Raw genomic sequence first — 18,794 nt, forward strand, 5'->3', positions numbered from 1 at the left:
TATCGCTAACGTTGGATCAGCGGTTGAACTTTATTATCGATAGCCTCCCGAGCACGGAAAATACGTGAACGTACGGTTCCGACCGGGCAATCCATGATGGCGGCTATCTCTTCGTAGCTTAGACCATCCAACTCCCGCAGGGTAATCGCCATGCGAAGATCCTCTGGGAGTGACTCAATGGTACGGAAAACTATCTGTCTCAGTTCTTCTGACAACATTAAGTTCTCAGGGTTCGAAATTTCTTTCAGTGCACCCGCACTTTCGTAATTTTCGGCATCATTGGCATCCACATCGCTTGATGGTGGGCGCCGGCCCTGAGCAACCAGATAATTTTTTGCTGTATTGACAGCAATTCGATACAACCAGGTGTAAAAGGCGCTATCGCCACGGAACGACTCCAGTGCGCGATAAGCTTTAATAAACGACTCCTGCACCACATCCGGCACGTCGCCCTGTGGTACGTAGCGCGAAACGAGACTCGCCACTTTATGCTGGTAACGAATTACCAGTAAGTTAAACGATTTCTGATCGCCCTTTTGGACCCGCTCAACCAGAACCTGATCCGTTAACTGCTCGCTCATCCGAGGTAAATTCTCCCCAAATCTATCTCCACGCGTGAAATTGTACCGCCAGCCATACATTATTTTCCTGAGCAAGCACTCGCTTGGAGTTCATACGGAACGCTAAGTTCCATACCGCCATTGTTTTTTTGTTGATGTCACCTTGTCCGTGGCTTTTGCCCGGACAAGTAGGCTAACATGAATTTCACTCTTCTTCTGCACACATCATACGTTATGCAACCATCATCTGAACATGTTAGCGATGTATTGATCGTCGGTAGCGGTGCTGCTGGCCTCTCCCTGGCGTTGCGCCTGGCGCAACATTGCAAGGTTACTGTACTCAGCAAAGGTCCGCTCAATGAAGGCGCCACCTTTTATGCCCAAGGCGGGATCGCCGCGGTGTTTGATGAAACGGACAGCATCGCCTCGCACGTTGATGACACGCTGATCGCCGGAGCCGGCCTGTGTGACAAAGACGCCGTCGAGTTTATTGCCAGCAATGCGCGCCACTGCGTACAGTGGCTGATCGATCAGGGTGTGCTGTTCGACACCGAAACCAACTCCCAAGGTGAAGAACGCTATCACCTGACGCGGGAAGGCGGACACAGCCATCGGCGCATCCTGCACGCCGCCGACGCCACCGGCAAAGAAGTAGAGACTACCCTGGTAGCGAAAGCAAGTGCTCACCCCAATATTTGCGTGATGGAGCGCCGCAATGCCGTCGACCTGATCACCTCCAACAAGATCGGCTTGCCGGGCACCAAGCGCGTAGTGGGCGCTTACGTCTGGAACCGTGAGCGGGAGCAGGTGGAAACCTACCGTGCCAAAACGGTGGTGTTAGCCACCGGCGGAGCGGCCAAGGTTTATCAATATACCACCAACCCGGACATCTCTTCGGGCGATGGTATCGCCATGGCCTGGCGCGCTGGCTGTCGTGTCGCCAATCTGGAATTCAACCAGTTTCACCCAACCTGCCTGTTCCACCCGCAGGCACGTAACTTCCTGCTGACCGAAGCGCTGCGCGGTGAAGGTGCCCATCTGAAACGCCCAGACGGCAGCCGCTTTATGCCAGACTTTGATCCGCGTGGTGAGCTGGCTCCACGTGATATCGTCGCTCGTGCGATTGACCATGAGATGAAACGCCTGGGTGCAGACTGCATGTACCTGGATATCAGCCACAAACCGGCGGAATTTATCACCCAGCACTTCCCGATGATCCACGAAAAGCTGATGACGCTGGGCTTTGACCTGACGCAACAGCCGATCCCGATCGTCCCTGCGGCGCATTACACCTGCGGCGGCGTGATGGTCGATCAGCATGGCCGTACCGACCTGGACGGCCTGTATGCGATTGGTGAAGTGAGCTACACCGGCCTGCACGGAGCCAACCGCATGGCATCCAACTCGCTGTTGGAATGCCTGGTTTATGGTTGGTCCGCCGCCGAAGATATTCTGACGCGCCTGCCTGCCATCAAGCTGGCCAAACAGTTGCCGCAGTGGGATGAAAGCCGGGTGGATGATTCGGATGAACGCGTAGTGATCCAGCACAACTGGCACGAACTGCGGCTGTTTATGTGGGACTACGTCGGGATCGTGCGCACCACCAAACGCCTGGAGCGAGCACTACGCCGCATCAATACGTTGCAGCAGGAGATCGATGAGTATTACGCCAACTTCCGCATCTCCAACAATCTGCTGGAGCTACGTAATCTGGTGCAGGTGGCGGAACTGATTGTGCGCAGCGCGATGGAGCGCAAGGAAAGCCGTGGGCTGCATTACACGCTGGATTACCCGGACATGTTGCCGGAGCCAAAACCCACCATTCTGCAACCCTGAGGCTTCAGTAGTTCAGATAGAAATCGGTAATCAACTGGCGGAAATCGGTGGTGTAGCTGCCATCCGCCAGTTTTATTGCCAACTCCGCCTCTTCTTTTGCCACCGGTTTGCGCGCTAATGCCAGCATCAAGCGGTGCTTTGGCGTATCGGCCCGGTCGCTGATGTTCAGCCGTCGTGCGGTGTGCCAGCCACGTTGGTGGGCATTCACTTCAAAAGCTTCACCAATCTCGTAAGGCAGCACCACGCAGAAATGGCCCTCCGCAGTTATCAACCTTTCAGCGCTATCCAGCAAAGCGTCGTGAGTCAGCGTTTCCGTATAGCGGGCGTTGGTACGGGCCTGATCGCGGCAGGCAACAGAAGGCTCAAAATACGGTGGGTTGCTGACGATCAGATCGTAACAATGGGCATGCTGCTGGGCAAAATGATGGATATCCTGGCTGTGCACCTGGATCTTCTGCGGCCAAGGTGACTCAAACACGTTATCACGCGCCTGCAAGGCGGCGGCGTTATCCAGCTCAACCGCATCGATGGTGGCCTCGCCAGCCGTGCGCTGCGCCAACATCAGGGCGATCAGCCCACTGCCGCAGCCAATATCCAGCACCCGCTGCACGTTATCCACGCTAGCCCAGGCACCGAGCATAACCGCATCGGTACCTACCTTCATCGCACAACGATCGTGGCCGACAAAGAACTGTTTAAAGGTAAAACCGCCGCGGCGCGGGGTCGATTTTGTTTTATTTTGATTACTCACAATGGCCACCAGCAGACAAAACTGGCGTAGCATAAGGCAAACTGATTTAGGGTAAAAGTTAAAAAGGGTGAACCCTGCGGCCATCCCGTCTATAATCGGCGCCCCAAGTAGAGGTAGATAATGACAGCAACCAATTTTTCCGAACTCGAACTCGATGAGCGCCTGATCCTCGCTTTGCGTGATAAAGGCTACGATCGCCCCACCGCTATCCAGGCAGAGGCGATCCCGCCAGCCATGGACGGGCGCGACGTATTAGGTTCGGCACCGACCGGCACAGGCAAAACCGCCGCATTCTTGTTGCCGGTTCTGCAACATCTGCTGGATTTCCCACGCAAGAAGTCTGGCCCACCGCGCGTACTGATCCTCACCCCGACGCGTGAGCTGGCAATGCAGGTGGCCGATCAGGCTCGTGAATTGGCTGCGCATACCTCGCTGGATATCGCCACCATCACCGGCGGCGTGGCGTATATGAACCACGCCGAAGTCTTTAGCGAAAACCAGGACGTGGTGGTTGCTACCACCGGCCGCCTGCTGCAATACATCAAAGAAGAAAACTTTGACTGCCGTGCGGTAGAAACACTGATCCTGGACGAAGCCGACCGCATGCTCGATATGGGCTTTGCGCAAGACATCGAGACCATCTCGGCCGAAACCCGCTGGCGTACCCAGACGTTGCTGTTCTCCGCAACGTTGGAAGGCGAAGCGATCCGCGAGTTTGCCGAGCGTATCCTGAAAGATCCGGTTGAGGTTGAAGCCGATCCGTCCCGCCGCGAACGTAAAAAGATCCTGCAATGGTATTACCGCGCCGATGACGTGAAGCATAAAACCGCCCTGCTGGTGCATCTGTTGCAACAGCCGGACGTGCAGAAATCAGTGATCTTTGTACGTAAGCGTGAGCGCGTGCATGAGCTGGCCGCCTGGCTGCGTGAAGCGGGCATCAACACCTGCTATCTCGAAGGGGAAATGGTGCAGGCCAAGCGTAACGAAGCGGTAAAACGCATGATGGATGGCCGCGTCAACGTGCTGGTCGCTACCGACGTTGCAGCACGCGGGCTGGATATCCTGGATATCACCCACGTGTTCAACTTCGATATGCCGCGCACCGCCGATACCTATCTGCACCGCATTGGCCGTACTGGCCGTGCCGGGCGTAAAGGCACCGCCATTTCGCTGGTAGAAGCGCACGACCATCTGCTGCTGGGCAAAGTGGGGCGTTACCTCAATGAGCCACTGAAAGCCCGCGTGATCGACGAACTGCGTCCATCCACCAAGGTGCCTAGCGAGAAGAGCAACGGTAAACCTTCGAAGAAGGTGCTGGCCAAGCGCATCGAAGACAAGCTGAAGAACAAAGAGAAGGCCAAGGTGAAGGTACGCCATCGCGACGCGAAAAACGTCGGTAAGCGCCGCAAGCCAAAAGCCAAACCAGACGCAGAATAATCTCTCTGCCATCAAAAAACCGCCATCACTTTGAAGGCGGTTTTTTTATTTTCAAGGCTGAGTATAGTGCCCAGCCAATTGCTGACTTTTGAGCCAGATCTCCAATTGACGGTACTGCTCACGCAACTCTCTATTCTGCAAATGCATTGGCGTCTGGGCAAAGTAATACTGGAACGTTCTCCCTTGCTGATTTAGTGCCTTTGCGTCAGCCCCCGTTTGTAACAGCAGCAGCGCCAACTGTGGTGCGTTGATTTTTGCGGCCAGGTGCAAGGGCGTATCCCCTACTCTGTCACTCAAGGTACTATCAGCCCCGGCATTCAACAGCATACGCACCTGCTCCTCCCGCCCCGCCAGCACAGCGGCGGCTAATGGCGTAGCCCCAGTGACCAGATTACGCATATTAACCTGGGGAGCCTGTTGCAATAGCAAGCGTAAATATTGCGCATCCTTAACCATCGCCGCCGTATGCAATGCCCCGTTGCCCTCCATACCAGGCTGCCCAATATCTGCTCCCGCCTGTATCAACGCCTGTACACTGCCTGGCCTCTGCTGCAGAATCGCCCACTGCAACAGTGTGATCTGCAAATTTCCCCGCACATGTTGCCGTACAGCCGTTGCTTGCTGGCTAATTTGCCAAACGTCATCTTCAGCCACCGCCTGTGATAAAGACAGGATATCGGTACCCGCAAATGGCGAAGTTTGCTGTTCCATATAGTGCTCCTTGGCTACCATCAATAACCCAGCGATCCCAAACAGGGGCAAAACGAGAGCCGCTATCCAGCAGCCTCTGCACCACCTTTTAGGCATTCGCCTTGATCTCCCATGGCTTCTGTTCCGCCATTGAACTGATTACTTTATCGATGCCATGTGCCGTCATGCTGCGATCGAAATATTTGCTTGGCCGCCAAGCATCAGTGCCGCTCAGAGTCTCATTGTTGGCAATGGTTATTTTATGCCCGATAGCATCGGGAAGCAGTGACGTCGACTCCTGCGTCCCCGTCAACATATCGTATTGTTCACTGTAACGACGGATCCCGCCAGATTCTGCATCTTGCTTTGCCGCAGCGGGATTAATACCGAAACGGTTGAGAGTATGATCGGAAACCCCAGCGGCGTTGAATGTTACCGCCAGAGAACCCGTTGCCAGCGCCGCCGTTGCTGCCAACCCTCCCCCCAACGAATGACCGGTGATCACTAACCCGTCACCAAACGCCGCTTTGGCATTCTTGGCAATTGCCACAGCATGATTGTACTGCACATCGTCGTACCCCGTAGCCTGACGCACATTACTCAGCCAATCGCGCATGTCATTAGTACCGGCGAAGGCCAGCACATAGTGCTGCTTATTCGAATAAATACCCGCCTGTAACCCCGAGGCTGTATCCAATAAACTTGCGGGGTCAATGCCAACACCCAGCAAATCGTTATCACTCATGCGCGAAAAACCCTCCGCCCCCTGCCCCGTAAGGTTGTAGACATCCTTGGCCAATAGCGCCAAAGAGTAATCCCCCTGCTGAGACTCTTGCCCACGAGACATCTCCAGCCTTGGGGCCAAAGGTACCGCAGCAGAAAGATCGCGAGTCAGTGAATCCAACAGATTTTGTGCATTACGACTATTTTCAGAGGGGAGCGACACAGCAACTTTTGTCACCTGTGGCTCGTCGGTGTGGACTGGTTTTATTGCGTCTTGAGCCGGGAGTGCCGCAGCAGATACCTCGGTGATGGGCGTCATCGTCGAGATGAAACTCAAAGGCAAACTCATAAAGACTCCTTATCCATAGACAGCCCCAAATGGAACTGATTTAGCTATCGGCGAGTCCTACGAGTTCTGTAATGGGAATGATTATTTTTTGCAGCTAATGTGATCAAAATCTATTTTCTGCCGTGAAGGCATTAAAAAAGGGAGCCGAAGCTCCCTTTTGTCTACCTAGCCGAGAATTACAGGCTTTCGGTAAAGGTACGTGCGATAACGTCACGTTGCTGTTCTGGCGTCAGTGAGTTGAAACGCACCGCGTAACCAGAAACACGAATGGTCAGCTGCGGATATTTTTCTGGGTTCTTAACGGCATCTTCCAGCGTTTCACGGCGCAGCACGTTCACGTTCAGGTGCTGACCACCTTCTACGCGCACGGTAGGTTGCATTTCCATCGGCACTTCGCGGTACTCGATCTGGCCCAGTTCGCTAACAGGCACGATCTGATCTTCCGCGTAATCCGCTTTGGCACAGACACAGCGCGCTTCTGATTTCTCTTCATCCAGCAGCCAGAAAGAGTTCACCAGTGCTTGATTGTTCGCTTTAGTGATTTGAATACCAGTAATCATTTTGTTGCCTCCGTAATAGGGCGAAAAATTTCTACGTCGCCGAAAACTCGGTTGTGGTTTCCGGCCATTTGGTAAAACCAATGTTGTCTTGTTGTTCTGTATACCAGTCAAACCGGGTCAATTCTTTGACTAAAATCAATTTTTACGGGGTAACCGAATGAGCAGCAGAGGCAAATTTATGTTTTATATCAATTTTACCTTTTTGCTCGTTAAAATTATTTTTGTAAATTTTCAAAAATATTTGTATATCTCGCTCACCATACCCATGGAAAAAGCGGGTTTCGCCGAGCGGGGGTTAACGGTAAGCTATGCACCATGAATTGCTAACAAAAACAAAGGAGAGTGCTTATGTCTACCTCCCTCACCTGGCACGACGTCATCGGCAAAGAGAAAGAGCAGCCCTACTTTCTCGATACACTCGCCTTTGTAGCTAATGAACGCCAGGCTGGTAAGACCATTTATCCACCGCAGAAAGACGTGTTTAATGCTTTCCGCTTTACCGAGTTGGCAGACGTCAAAGTGGTGATCCTGGGGCAAGATCCCTATCACGGCCCGAACCAGGCCCATGGCCTGTCGTTTTCCGTGCGCCCAGGCATCCCTGCGCCGCCTTCACTGGTCAATATGTACAAAGAGCTGGTGACGGATATCCCCGGCTTTGAACGCCCGACACACGGCTGCCTGCAAAGCTGGGCCGAGCAAGGCGTACTGCTGCTCAATACCGTATTAACCGTTGAAGGTGGCCGCGCGCATTCTCACGCCAATCTGGGCTGGGAAACCTTTACCGACAAGGTTATTGCCGCGCTAAACGAAAATCGCGAGGGTGTCGTGTTCCTGCTGTGGGGGTCACACGCACAAAAGAAAGGGAGCTTTATCGACCGCCAGCGCCATCATGTGTTGAAAGCGCCGCACCCCTCCCCGCTTTCTGCCCATCGCGGTTTCCTGGGTTGCCACCACTTTTCGCAAACCAATCAGTTACTGGAACAACAAGGCCTGGCACCGATTGACTGGGTGCCGCACCTGCCGCAGGAATGATCCAGCCACAAAAAAGGCACCACGAAGGTGCCTTTATCCTCAGCAGGTCTTATTAAGACTTGGCTTTGGATACCGCAACCATCGCAGGGCGCAGCAGGCGGCCATTCAGCGTATAGCCTTTCTGCATCACCATCATCACATGGTTCGGCTGATGGTCGGCTGATTCCATCAGGCTCATCGCCTGGTGAACGTCTGGGTTGAATGGCACGTTGAGCTCGCCTACCACTTCGATGCCGTACTTGCGTACCGCGTCCAGCAGTGACTTCAGCGTCAGCTCAATCCCTTCGATCATCGCGACCAGTTCAGGGTTGTTCTTGTCCGCCAGCTCCAGCGCACGCTCCAGGTTGTCGATCACCGGCAGCAAATCACCGGAGAATTTTTCCAGCGCGAATTTGTGGGCCTTCTCGACATCCTGCTCGCTACGGCGACGAACGTTTTCCATTTCGGCCTTGGCACGCAGCACACTATCACGCTCGCGTTGCTGAGCTTCAGCCAGTTGGGCTTCCAACTCGGCAATGCGATCATCGCGCAGATCGGCGCCTGCCGCCATGGCTTCCTCGTGCTGTGCTTGCTGTTCCATTTCTTCCGAGGCTTGCTCGTTTGGCGTCTTCTGTTCTTTACTACTCATGAATATCTCCGCGTTTTAGCATTAATCTCGCAACTTGGCTTATTATGGGGATCAAAACCGGGGTTTCAAGTCAACCGGTCACAATGTGGGGCATAAACCGTCCCTGGTGAGGAAAATGGCAGCGATGAAGAAAAAATTTGCATCTATTGGCATTGTTGGGCACCCGCGTCACCCTTCCGCATTGGCTACTCATGAAATGCTGTTCGAATGGTTGGTTGCCCGTGGCTACAAGGTGATCCTTGAACGCCAGATTGCCCACGATTTGGGTATGAAAGACGTAGATACCGGCAGCCTGGCGGAGATTGGTCAACGGGCCGATCTTGCCGTCGTGGTGGGTGGTGACGGTAACATGCTGGGCGCAGCGCGCGTATTGGCGCGTTATGACATCAAGGTGATTGGGGTAAACCGTGGCAATCTCGGCTTCCTGACCGATCTCGACCCGGACAACGCACTCCAGCAGTTGGCGGACGTGCTGGAAGGGGAATATATCGACGAGAAGCGCTTCCTGCTGGAAACCATCGTCCATAAAGAGCACCAGCAATGCCGCGTCAGCACCGCGATTAACGAAGTGGTGTTACACCCTGGCAAGGTGGCGCACATGATCGAGTTCGAAGTCTATATTGACGATCGCTTCGCCTTCTCGCAGCGTTCCGATGGCCTGATCATCGCCACGCCAACCGGTTCTACCGCCTACTCGCTTTCCGCTGGCGGGCCCATTCTGACTCCATCACTGGAAGCCATCGCGCTGGTGCCGATGTTCCCGCACACGCTTTCCGCCCGGCCGCTGGTGATCAACGGTGACAGCACCATTCGCCTGAAGTTTTCCCATATCGGCAGCGATCTGGAAATCAGCTGCGACAGCCAGATCGCCCTGCCCATCCAGGAAGGCGAAGAGGTACTGATCCGCCGCAGCGACTTCCACTTAAACCTGATCCACCCCAAGGACTACAGCTATTTCAATACGTTGAGCACCAAATTGGGCTGGTCAAAAAAATTATTCTAAAAATGGCGCCAATGGCTTTACTGTATATAAAACCAGTTTATACTGTATGAAATCACAGTTATGTGTTTATACACAGGAAGGTCCCTATGTTGGCGCAATTAACCATCAGCAATTTTGCTATCGTTCGTGAGTTGGAGATCGACTTTCAAGCGGGTATGACGGCAATCACCGGTGAGACCGGTGCCGGTAAGTCGATTGCTATTGATGCGTTAGGCCTGTGCCTCGGCAATCGCGCCGACGGCAACGTGGTACGTCTGGGGGCCTCCCGTGCCGATATCTGTGCCCGCTTCTCACTGGCAGATACCCCATCCGCCCGCGAATGGCTGGAACAAAACCAGCTGGATGACAGCAACGAGTGCCTGCTGCGCCGCGTGATCGGGACAGATGGCCGCTCCCGTGGCTTTATCAACGGCACCGCCGTTCCCCTTTCCCAATTACGGGAGCTTGGTCAGCGCCTGATCCAGATCCACGGCCAGCATGCTCACCAATTGCTGCTAAAACCCGAACACCAAAAACAGTTGCTGGATGCCTATGCTGGCGAGCCGGCCTTGCAGGCCGCCATGCACCAGGCTTACCACCAATGGCATCAAAGCTGCCGCGAACTGGCGCACCATCAGCAGCAATCTCTCGAGCGCGATGCCCGCAAGCAACTGCTGCAATACCAGTTGAAAGAACTGAACGAATTCGCCCCACAGGCCGGTGAATTTGAGCAGATCGACAGCGAATACAAGCGTCTGGCCAACAGCGGCCAGTTGCTGACCCTCAGCCAGCAGGCCCTGCAACTGCTGGCCGATGACGAACAACACAACATGCTCAGCCAGCTCTACACCACCAAGCACCTGCTGATGGACCTGATCGGTATGGATGAGAAGCTAAGCGGCCTGCTGGACATGCTGGAAGAAGCCTCGATCCAAATCAGCGAAGCCAGCGATGAACTGCGCCATTACGCAGACCGCATGGATCTCGATCCCAACCGCCTGCATGAGCTGGAACAGCGCCTGTCGCGCCAAATCAGCCTGGCACGAAAGCACCATGTTTCACCGGAAGAATTACCCGGCCTGCATCAACAACTGCTGGATGAGCAACAGCTGCTTTCCCAACAGGCCAGCGATCAGCAACACCTGAGCGAAGCGGTCAACCTGCATCATCAACAGGCGCTGGCGCTGGCTGAGCAGTTGCACCAGAAGCGGCAGCACTATGCAGCCGAGTTAACTACCCTGATCACCGAAAGCATGAATGCGCTCTCGATGCCGCACGGCAAATTTAATATCGACGTCCGCTTTGAACCGGAATACCTGAGCAGCGAGGGGGCCAGCCGCGTTGAGTTCTGCGTCTCCACCAACCCGGGGCAACCGCTGCAGCCGTTGGCAAAAGTGGCCTCCGGCGGTGAGCTTTCCCGCATCGCGTTAGCCATCCAGGTCATTACCGCCCGTAAAATGGAAACCCCGGCGCTGATCTTCGATGAGGTAGACGTAGGCATCAGTGGCCCAACGGCCGCCATTGTTGGCCGCCTGCTGCGTCAGTTGGGTGAATCAACCCAGGTTATGTGCGTGACCCACCTGCCACAGGTCGCCGGTTGCGGTCATCAGCATTTATTTGTCAGTAAGCAAACCGACGGCACGGAAACTGAAACCCAGATGTCCCCCTTGGACAAACGTGCCCGTCTGCAAGAGCTGGCGCGCCTGCTCGGCGGCAGTGAAGTCACTAAAAATACGCTGGCAAACGCAAAAGAATTGCTGGCCGCATAACTTTTTTACTTTCCTGAGGTCATAATGAGGCCCTGTAAAGGTTCCCAACTGCTGCAAGGTCTATTATCATCGGCATCCTATGCCCTAAAGGAATGTGATTATTATGCGCTGTAAAATACTGACAGCTGCCGCTGTGGTTCTTGTGATGCTGACCGCAGGCTGTTCTACTTTTGAGAAGGTGGTTTACCGGCCTGATATCAACCAGGGTAACTACCTGACACCAACCGACGTGGCAAAAATCCACAAGGGAATGACGCAACAACAGGTTGCTTACACATTGGGCACGCCAATGATGCAGGATCCGTTTGGTACCCAGACGTGGTTCTACGTGTTCCGCCAAGAGCCAGGCCATGAGAAGATCACGCAGCAAACGCTGACGTTGACGTTCGACAGCGCTGGCGTGTTGACGGATCTGCAGAATAAACCGGCACTGACCGAGTAAGCCGAGCCGGAGCTGTCATCCGGCCCATGGGGGAAGAGTGAAATCCTTCATGACAGTCGCAGGCTGCAACTCGGAAGACAACGTTCTGATGAAGATAAGGCGCATTCAGCGCCTTATTTTTTTGCCTTTTCCGCCCGCTGACGGCGCAGTTCTTTCGGATCGGCAATCAATGGCCGGTAAATCTCTACCCTGTCGCCATCATTGAGCACATCGCTCAGCTTGGCCGGTCGGCTGTAAATACCCACCTTGTTGCTGGCCAAATCGATATCGCTCCGTAGATCTAACAGCCCAGAAGCCAGGATGGCCTGCTCAACGCTGCTGCCTGCTGCCAACTTAACCTGGCGCACATACTGGCGTTCTGGCAACGCATAGACCACCTCAACGCGTATCTCAGACACTGTAGACCTCTTTGGCGCGCTGAGTGAACGCTTGCACCATGCTACCGGCCAGTTCTTTAAACACTTTACCGAAGGCCAGCTCGATCAGTTTGTTGGTGAACTCAAAATCCAGATGCAGCTCTACCTTGCACGCCTCGGGGCTTAAAGCCGTGAACTGCCAGCCGCCCATCAGCTTGCGGAACGGGCCATCGACCAGCTGCATATTGATGCTTTGGTTATCCAGCAGCGTATTGCGCGTGGTAAAGGTTTTGCTGATGCCGGCTTTTGCCACCTCTACCGCGGCGGTCATTTCATTTGGGGAAGCGGCAATCACCCGGCTGCCGGTGCATCCTGGCAGAAAATCGGGGTAAGAATGAACATCGTTAACCAACTGATACATCTGCTCAGCGCTGAATGGCACTAATGCAGATCGACTGATCTGGGGCATATCATTTCCTGAGAGGCAAAAAACGTACAGATAATACCATTTATCTGGCGCCAAACAAAAAATCTGCTACGCGCGGCACGGATCCAAAATGCGAGAAATTGCGCAGGTGCTGAGTGGGAAAGGATTTCTTTCGCTGCGTCATCCAGTATAATGAGCGCACTATGACAAAGAAAAAAGCATACAAACCCGGTTCCGCGACCATTGCACAAAACAAGCGAGCACGTTTCGAATACTCCATCGAAGAGGAGATCGAGGCGGGTTTGGCCCTGCAAGGTTGGGAAGTAAAATCACTGCGTGCTGGCAAAGCTAACATCAGCGACAGTTATGTGATGTTCCGCGACGGTGAAGCCTATCTGTTTGGCGCCACCATTTCGCCGCTGAACGTCGCTTCAACTCATGTGGTATGCGATCCAACACGTTCCCGTAAACTCCTGCTGAAAAAACGTGAGCTAGACTCACTGATCGGCCGCGTTACCCGCGATGGTTATACCGTCGTCGCCCTCTCCATGTATTGGAAAAATGCCTGGAGCAAGGTGAAGATTGGCGTAGCCAAAGGTAAGAAAGAACACGATAAGCGCGATGACATCAAAGATCGTGAGTGGCAGACGGCGAAAGCCCGTATCATGAAGCATGCCAATCGTTAAGCCGCTGGCTTAACAGGGTAATCTTCTGTTATACTGCACAAAGTACTTGGGGCTGATTCTGGATTCGACGGGATTTGCGAAGCCCTAGGAGCATGCCGAGGGGCGGTTTGCCTCGTAAAAAGCCGCAAAAAAATAGTCGCAAACGACGAAAACTACGCACTAGCAGCTTAATACCCTGCTTAGAGCCCTCTCTCCCTAGCTTCCGCTCTTAAGACGGGGATAAAGAGAGGTCAAACCCAAAAGAGATCGCATGGAAGTCCTGCCTGGGGCTGAAGTGCTAAATCTAATCAGGCTAGTTTGTTAGTGGCGTGTCCATCCGCAGCTGACCGGCGAATGTAAAGATTGGACTAAGCATGTAGTGCCGACGGTGTAGTAATTTCGGACGGGGGTTCAAATCCCCCCAGCTCCACCAAATAGGTCGCCAGTGATACCAGATAGACCCGGCGACAGTAACGAAAAAGCCCGCAATTCACATTGCGGGCTTTTTTGTGTTTTAAATTCAATTATTTAAAATAAAATCAGTGAGTTAATATTGTTTTCATTTGCTAAGGATACCAACATCACCTCTTAACAACCTTGGGCTGATGCTGAGCCAAAATCAGGTTAAACAGTTACCCACTGCGTCATCACCTACTTGACGTTTTTTTCTCCGCATAATCCCTAGTCTTGATAGGTATTTAATGCGTGGTTTTCCATGGGTTAAGCAGTAAATTTTTATCGCATAATAAATAATTTTCATTATCATTGCGTTTCCGCAGTCAAAACTCATCCCGCTAAGAGTAGTGATAAATGAAAAAGGTCATCTGTGCGTTAGGAATGGTGCTCGCCTCGGCCAGCTCTGCTTTGGCAACCACGTATCCTCTAACCATTGAGAATTGTGGCTATAAAGAGACGTTTACCAAAGCCCCCGAGCGCGTCGTCGCACTGGGACAAAATACCGTCGAGATTCTGCTGCTATTGGGATTGCAGGACAAGATAGTCGCCAGTGCGTTTTGGCCGACTAAAGTGCTGCCGCAACTGGCTGAACAGAATGAGAAAATCAAAACGCTGACGGTAGAAATACCAACGTTGGAATCCATTCTTGCGCAAAACCCTGATTTTGTTCCCGCACAACTGCCTTTACTGCTCGGCCCAGAAAGTAAAGTCGCCAAGCGCGAAGATCTCGCCACCGTTGGCGTGAATAGCTACATGTCTCCTGGTATGTGTGCAACCAAAAAAGACATTGGCGATATGTACGGTAGCCGCCAAAAACTGTGGGACACGACCTTCCTTTATCAAGAGATTGCAGACTTTGCCAAAATCTTCAACGTCGAAGATCGCGGCCAGGCGTTAATTGCCGATTTTAAACAACGCGAAGCAAACCTTCGCCGGGAGTTCGGAAAAAACAACCAGGATCTTTCGTTTGTCTTCTGGTTCTCTAGCTCTTCCCCCTCCTCTGACGCCTATGTCGGCGGCAAGAACAGCGCCTCCGGTTTTATCGCTAATCTGTTAGGCGGCCATAACGCCATCACCTCAGAGACTGAGTGGCCAACCGTCGGTTGGGAAAGCATCATTGCCGCCAACCCCAATGTGATAGTGGTTTCAAGCCTTGACCGAAATCGCTGGGCGCTCGATAACGCAGAAGAAAAGATTAAATTTCTCAAAACCGATCCTGCTGTTAGTCAATTAGATGCGGTGAAAAAAGGCCACATCGTCGTGATGGACGGCCAGGCAATGAACCCAACGATTCGTACCCTCTATGGTGCAGAACAAGTTGGCGAACAGCTCAGAAATCTTGGGCTAGATAAATGACAGCAGTGGCGCAACCGATGAAACAGACGTTTCTGCTAGCCGCGTCGACTGTTTTTTCAGCGGTGTTGCTAGTGCTGGTGATCGCGATTGGCGTTAGCGTGGGTGAGCTTTCTATCCCGCTGCGAAGCGTGTTCTATGCCATAAGCAATAAACTCGGGCTGACAGAAGTGCCCCTTAGCCGCATTTACGAAAGTGTGATTTGGGACTTTCGCCTGAGCCGTGCGCTTGTTGCGGCTTGCTGCGGTGCCGGGTTGGCCATATGCGGTGCGGTGCTGCAAAGTCTGCTGAAAAATGCGCTGGCAGAGCCTTACGTGCTTGGCGTTTCTGCAGGCGCTTCAACCGGCGCGGTGTCAGTGGTTGTATTGGGCATCGGCACCGGCGCCGTGTCGCTCTCCGCCGGGGCATTTGCGGGGGCATTTGCCGCCTTTGCCTTTGTCGCCTTTTTGACCAATGGCGCACGTGGAGGCAATGAGCGCACCATTCTGGCGGGCGTTGCTGCGTCCCAGCTCTTCAACGCGATTACCGCTTACACCATCAGCACATCCGCTAGCGCGCAGCAGGCGCGTGACGTGATGTTCTGGTTGTTGGGCAGTTTCAGCGGCGTCAGATGGCCAGAATTTCAACTGGTGCTGGTAGTCGTGTTGGTAGGGCTTGCAGTGTGCCTTTACTATTCTCGAGCGTTGGATGCTTTTACTTTTGGCGATGATGCAGCCGCCTCGCTGGGCATCGCCGTGCCCTGGGTCCGCCTGCTCCTGTTCACCATCACTGCGCTGATCACAGCAACCATCGTCAGCATGGCTGGTTCCATTGGCTTTGTGGGCTTGGTCGTTCCGCATGTCATGCGCTTCTTTTTTGGGCCATTGCACCGCAGGTTACTTATCACTTGCGCATTGGCAGGTGCCATCTTGATGGTGCTGGCCGATATAGCTTCGCGCTTACTGATAGCCCCGCAAAGTCTTCCGGTCGGCGTGGTCACCGCGCTGGTTGGCGTGCCGTTCTTTGCCGTTATCATCTACCGCTCAAGGAATAAGTGATGAGTATCGCCGCTGAAAATATTACCTGGAGTGTGGGTAAAAAAATCATCGTCAACAACGTCTCGCTGAGCGTTTCGAGTGGTGAAACCGTCGGATTACTAGGCCCTAATGGCTGCGGAAAGTCATCACTGCTGCGGATCCTCGCTGGATTACGGCGCCCCCACTCAGGTACCGTCACGCTGGACGGGCAAAATATCGCTCAGATAACCAAAAAGCAGTTGGCGCGTCGGGTGGCCTTTGTGGAACAGCACGGCATGACCGAGGCCAATATGCGCGTTGTCGACGTGGTCAAACTGGGGCGAATTCCCCATCACTCTCCATTTTCCAATTGGACCGCGCAGGATGACGATACTGTCACCGCCGCGCTCCAGCGCGTGGATATGCTCGGCAAGAGTGAACAGGGGTGGCAGAGTTTATCGGGTGGCGAACGCCAGCGTGTTCACATTGCACGAGCTCTTGCACAATCGCCGACGGAGATCCTCCTGGATGAACCGACCAACCATCTGGATATCCGTCATCAGATACAGTTGATGAAACTCGTCAGCGAACTGCCAGTGACCAGCATTGTGGCTATTCACGATCTCAACCACGCCTCCATGTTCTGCGACTCGTTGATTGTAATGCAACAAGGGCAGATCGTCGCCGCTGGTAGCCCGCAGGAGATCCTCACAGAGTCTCTGCTTTGGGATGTATTCAAAGTAGAGACCAAGATTGAAATTTCGCCCTTCCACGGAAAAAAACATATCCACTACATCGCTTAATACCGGGTTATTAGCATGCCTTTGCCAATTATGCGGTCAGTGACTCAGGTCTGGCCGCCTGTATTACTGGGCAGCCAGTTTGTTTTTAATATTGGCTTTTACGCCGTTGTGCCGTTTCTGGCCGTGTTTTTACGCGACGACATGATGCTGTCCGGCGGACTCATCGGGTTGATATTAGGTTTGCGAACGTTTTCTCAGCAAGGCATGTTTATTGTTGGCGGCGCATTATCCGATCGCTACGGCGCACGTATCATTATCCTCTGCGGCTGCATGATCCGTGTGGCAGGCTACCTGCTACTGGCTCTTGGCGAGTCACTATCTCCGATTATCATTGGTGCCTGTCTTACAGGCATCGGCGGTGCCCTGTTCTCTCCATCAATCGAAGCGTTACTGGCAAAGGCTGGAACGCAAAGCGAATTGCAGGGGAAACGCAGCCGGGCGGAATGGTTTGCGTTGTTTGCGGTTTGCGGAGAGCTGGGGGCTGTACTGGGGCCGGTGGCAGGAGCATTATTGACAGGGTTGGGTTTTCGTCAGGTTGCACTGGCGGGGGCGGGTATCTTCGTGATAGCACTGGTGGTGTTGTTTTTCTGCCTTCCAGCTACGAATGTCAGAAAACAGACACTAAACATCCTTCCGTGGTGGACGACATTCCGTAAACCACGGTTTGTCGCTTTTATTATCGCCTATAGCTCGTGGCTGTTAAGTTATAACCAGTTATATTTTGCGCTGCCGGTGGAGATCCAACGTGCCGGCGGCAGCGAAAAAGATCTTGGCCCGTTGTTTATGCTGGCATCGCTGCTGATTATTGCCCTACAGTTACCGCTTGCACGCTTTGCTCGTCACATCGGGGCTGCGCGCATCCTGCCCGTGGGTTTTCTGCTTATTTCCGTCTCATTTCTTAGCGTCGCGCTGTTTGCTTCTACCCCTCCGCCAGAAAACGGATACCGGCTTTTACCTGCGGCCAGTTTTGTGACGTTATTGACCCTGGGGCAAATGCTGCTGGTGCCTTCAGTGAAAGACTTGATCCCATGGTTTGCTAACGAATCGACGTTGGGCGCACACTATGGTGCGCTTGCCTCAGCCGGAGGGTGTGCGGTACTGGCGGGAAATTTCTTGCTTGGCAATCAGCTTGACGCCGCATTGATTCCTTCCTATGAAGCCATTTTCCCTTGGCTACACCTGGCATTTTTCCCATTTTGCAGCGCAATAGCAATGGTTGTGATTTGTCGCCCTATGCGAAAATAGACCACACAACACTCATCCGATCCTGGGATCGTCGTGACACTAACTTAAGGAAGATACTATGGTGATTTACAGTTTTTTCGTGAAGGGCGAGCAGATTGTGGTACTGGATAACTCTGTACCTGATTTCGCAGATAATCAAAAGCACCTGTTAGATAAAGGCTATGCCAAGCAATTTGAAGAGTTGCAAGCCACCTCCCCGCAAGCGGCCCTTGCCAGATTTAAAGACATTAAGGGTGAGGAATACAAAACAGCGCATGCCTTTACCACTGGGGGCGTGTTTACCTCACTGATTGGTGCTTTATTGCCGAAAGGCTGACAGCACAGCTTGCTGGGGGCCCAGGTGAATGACTTTTGCCCCCACTCACCAATTAAAGACTGCCCCAGTCCGGCAGCTTGTTTACCCGTTTTCGCCAATAGTGAAATAACGCCATTAAGAAGCCAAACAATACCCCAGCCAGCAAGCTTGTCTGCAGCGCCACCAATACGCTGTAGCATTGGCTTTTCCAAATCGTAAACCACATGAACAGACCCCATGCAGAACCAAAAAAGCCACCGAAGCACAGCACATTCTGCCAGAACGGCATAAACGGCGGCGGAGGGATCTGGACGCCTAACTTCCACAACAGGCGCAGGAGCGGTGGCGCATAATTGCTACGCCACATTTTTTTCTCTGCCATCAACGCTAATGCCCGTTCTTTCTTCTCTTGAAACGTCATCGTCGAATCCCTTCACTGG

The 18,794-nt window shown here is 53.3% G+C and carries 21 protein-coding genes and 1 other RNA gene; 13 read left to right on the forward strand and 9 right to left on the reverse strand.

The window, feature by feature from the left end; translation table 11 throughout:
• Positions 1–5: 5 nt before the first annotated feature.
• Positions 6–581 carry an RNA polymerase sigma factor RpoE gene (rpoE, locus tag KGP26_RS21400; RefSeq protein ID WP_012146382.1) on the reverse strand — a complete coding sequence of 192 codons (576 nt, stop codon included), beginning with the start codon at positions 579–581 and terminating at the stop codon, positions 6–8.
• A gap of 213 nt (positions 582–794) precedes the next feature.
• On the opposite strand from rpoE, the gene nadB reads away from it, so the two are divergent.
• On the forward strand, positions 795–2,396 hold the full coding sequence (nadB, locus tag KGP26_RS21405) for an L-aspartate oxidase (RefSeq protein ID WP_021807681.1): 1,602 nt from the start codon (positions 795–797) through the stop codon (positions 2,394–2,396).
• Between the two features lie 4 nt (positions 2,397–2,400).
• Here the strand turns inward: nadB and KGP26_RS21410 are convergent, their stop codons facing one another.
• Positions 2,401–3,180 carry a tRNA1(Val) (adenine(37)-N6)-methyltransferase gene (locus tag KGP26_RS21410; RefSeq protein WP_209529354.1) on the reverse strand — a complete coding sequence of 260 codons (780 nt, stop codon included), beginning with the start codon at positions 3,178–3,180 and terminating at the stop codon, positions 2,401–2,403.
• An 87-nt stretch (positions 3,181–3,267) separates the two neighbouring features.
• Here KGP26_RS21410 and srmB point away from each other — a divergent pair, with 87 nt between their 5' ends.
• On the forward strand, positions 3,268–4,584 hold the full coding sequence (gene srmB / locus KGP26_RS21415) for an ATP-dependent RNA helicase SrmB (protein ID WP_021178910.1): 1,317 nt from the start codon (positions 3,268–3,270) through the stop codon (positions 4,582–4,584).
• Positions 4,585–4,635: 51 nt separating this feature from the next.
• On the opposite strand, the gene KGP26_RS21420 is transcribed toward srmB, so the two are convergent.
• The 3 genes from KGP26_RS21420 to grcA form a co-directional block, all read right to left on the reverse strand.
• Positions 4,636–5,391, reverse strand: coding sequence for an ankyrin repeat domain-containing protein (locus KGP26_RS21420; RefSeq protein WP_223664587.1), 756 nt, complete (start codon positions 5,389–5,391; stop codon positions 4,636–4,638).
• The gene (locus tag KGP26_RS21425; protein WP_223500237.1) at positions 5,384–6,346 is read right to left on the reverse strand and encodes a phospholipase; all 963 of its coding nucleotides are present in this window, start codon (positions 6,344–6,346) and stop codon (positions 5,384–5,386) included. Before KGP26_RS21425 ends, KGP26_RS21420 begins: the two co-directional genes overlap by 8 nt.
• A 176-nt stretch (positions 6,347–6,522) precedes the next feature.
• Complete coding sequence (grcA, locus tag KGP26_RS21430) at positions 6,523–6,906, reverse strand: autonomous glycyl radical cofactor GrcA (RefSeq protein ID WP_021178913.1); 384 nt, start codon at positions 6,904–6,906, stop codon at positions 6,523–6,525.
• A 348-nt stretch (positions 6,907–7,254) separates the two neighbouring features.
• Between grcA and ung the strand changes: the two genes are divergently transcribed.
• Positions 7,255–7,938 carry a uracil-DNA glycosylase gene (gene ung, locus KGP26_RS21435; protein WP_021178914.1) on the forward strand — a complete coding sequence of 228 codons (684 nt, stop codon included), beginning with the start codon at positions 7,255–7,257 and terminating at the stop codon, positions 7,936–7,938.
• 52 nt (positions 7,939–7,990) lie between these two features.
• On the opposite strand, the gene grpE is transcribed toward ung, so the two are convergent.
• A complete protein-coding gene (grpE, locus tag KGP26_RS21440; RefSeq protein ID WP_021807677.1) occupies positions 7,991–8,566 on the reverse strand; it encodes a nucleotide exchange factor GrpE in 576 nt (191 codons plus the stop codon).
• A 124-nt stretch (positions 8,567–8,690) separates the two neighbouring features.
• Between grpE and nadK the strand changes: the two genes are divergently transcribed.
• The 3 genes from nadK to bamE all read left to right on the forward strand — a co-directional run bounded on the left by nadK (position 8,691) and on the right by bamE (position 11,759).
• A complete protein-coding gene (gene nadK / locus KGP26_RS21445) occupies positions 8,691–9,569 on the forward strand; it encodes an NAD(+) kinase (RefSeq protein WP_021178916.1) in 879 nt (292 codons plus the stop codon).
• A gap of 86 nt (positions 9,570–9,655) precedes the next feature.
• Positions 9,656–11,317, forward strand: coding sequence for a DNA repair protein RecN (recN, locus tag KGP26_RS21450; protein WP_059201559.1), 1,662 nt, complete (start codon positions 9,656–9,658; stop codon positions 11,315–11,317).
• Positions 11,318–11,420: 103 nt separating this feature from the next.
• On the forward strand, positions 11,421–11,759 hold the full coding sequence (bamE, locus tag KGP26_RS21455) for an outer membrane protein assembly factor BamE (RefSeq protein ID WP_094982614.1): 339 nt from the start codon (positions 11,421–11,423) through the stop codon (positions 11,757–11,759).
• A gap of 113 nt (positions 11,760–11,872) precedes the next feature.
• On the opposite strand, the gene KGP26_RS21460 is transcribed toward bamE, so the two are convergent.
• Together KGP26_RS21460 and KGP26_RS21465 are read right to left on the reverse strand one after the other, a co-directional pair.
• Positions 11,873–12,157 carry an RnfH family protein gene (locus KGP26_RS21460; protein ID WP_021807674.1) on the reverse strand — a complete coding sequence of 95 codons (285 nt, stop codon included), beginning with the start codon at positions 12,155–12,157 and terminating at the stop codon, positions 11,873–11,875.
• Positions 12,150–12,584: a type II toxin-antitoxin system RatA family toxin gene (locus tag KGP26_RS21465; protein WP_021178920.1), complete on the reverse strand. Its 435-nt coding sequence runs from the start codon at positions 12,582–12,584 to the stop codon at positions 12,150–12,152. Before KGP26_RS21465 ends, KGP26_RS21460 begins: the two co-directional genes overlap by 8 nt.
• A gap of 161 nt (positions 12,585–12,745) precedes the next feature.
• Here KGP26_RS21465 and smpB point away from each other — a divergent pair, with 161 nt between their 5' ends.
• The 7 genes from smpB (at position 12,746) to KGP26_RS21500 (ending at position 18,375) form a co-directional block, all read left to right on the forward strand.
• A complete protein-coding gene (gene smpB, locus KGP26_RS21470) occupies positions 12,746–13,228 on the forward strand; it encodes an SsrA-binding protein SmpB (RefSeq protein WP_021178921.1) in 483 nt (160 codons plus the stop codon).
• A gap of 48 nt (positions 13,229–13,276) precedes the next feature.
• Positions 13,277–13,640, forward strand: a transfer-messenger RNA (tmRNA) gene (ssrA, locus tag KGP26_RS21475).
• Between the two features lie 377 nt (positions 13,641–14,017).
• Entirely contained in the window at positions 14,018–15,019 is a 1,002-nt protein-coding gene (locus tag KGP26_RS21480) for an ABC transporter substrate-binding protein (RefSeq protein WP_223664588.1), read from the forward strand.
• Between the two features lie 17 nt (positions 15,020–15,036).
• Positions 15,037–16,053 (forward strand): iron ABC transporter permease, encoded by a 1,017-nt coding sequence (locus KGP26_RS21485; RefSeq protein WP_223498240.1) that lies wholly within the window; start codon positions 15,037–15,039, stop codon positions 16,051–16,053.
• Positions 16,053–16,814 carry an ABC transporter ATP-binding protein gene (locus KGP26_RS21490; protein WP_115160049.1) on the forward strand — a complete coding sequence of 254 codons (762 nt, stop codon included), beginning with the start codon at positions 16,053–16,055 and terminating at the stop codon, positions 16,812–16,814. Before KGP26_RS21485 ends, KGP26_RS21490 begins: the two co-directional genes overlap by 1 nt.
• Positions 16,815–16,829: 15 nt before the next feature.
• Positions 16,830–18,059: an MFS transporter gene (locus KGP26_RS21495; protein ID WP_223664589.1), complete on the forward strand. Its 1,230-nt coding sequence runs from the start codon at positions 16,830–16,832 to the stop codon at positions 18,057–18,059.
• 58 nt (positions 18,060–18,117) lie between these two features.
• On the forward strand, positions 18,118–18,375 hold the full coding sequence (locus KGP26_RS21500; RefSeq protein ID WP_209530198.1) for a hypothetical protein: 258 nt from the start codon (positions 18,118–18,120) through the stop codon (positions 18,373–18,375).
• Positions 18,376–18,427: 52 nt separating this feature from the next.
• On the opposite strand, the gene KGP26_RS21505 is transcribed toward KGP26_RS21500, so the two are convergent.
• The gene (locus KGP26_RS21505) at positions 18,428–18,775 is read right to left on the reverse strand and encodes a DUF6404 family protein (RefSeq protein WP_218519010.1); all 348 of its coding nucleotides are present in this window, start codon (positions 18,773–18,775) and stop codon (positions 18,428–18,430) included.
• Between the last annotated feature and the right edge of the window lie 19 nt (positions 18,776–18,794).

The sequence above is a fragment of the Serratia sp. JSRIV002 genome, assembly GCF_019968725.1.
In the GTDB taxonomy this organism is placed as follows: Bacteria; Pseudomonadota; Gammaproteobacteria; order Enterobacterales; family Enterobacteriaceae; genus Chania; species Chania fonticola_B.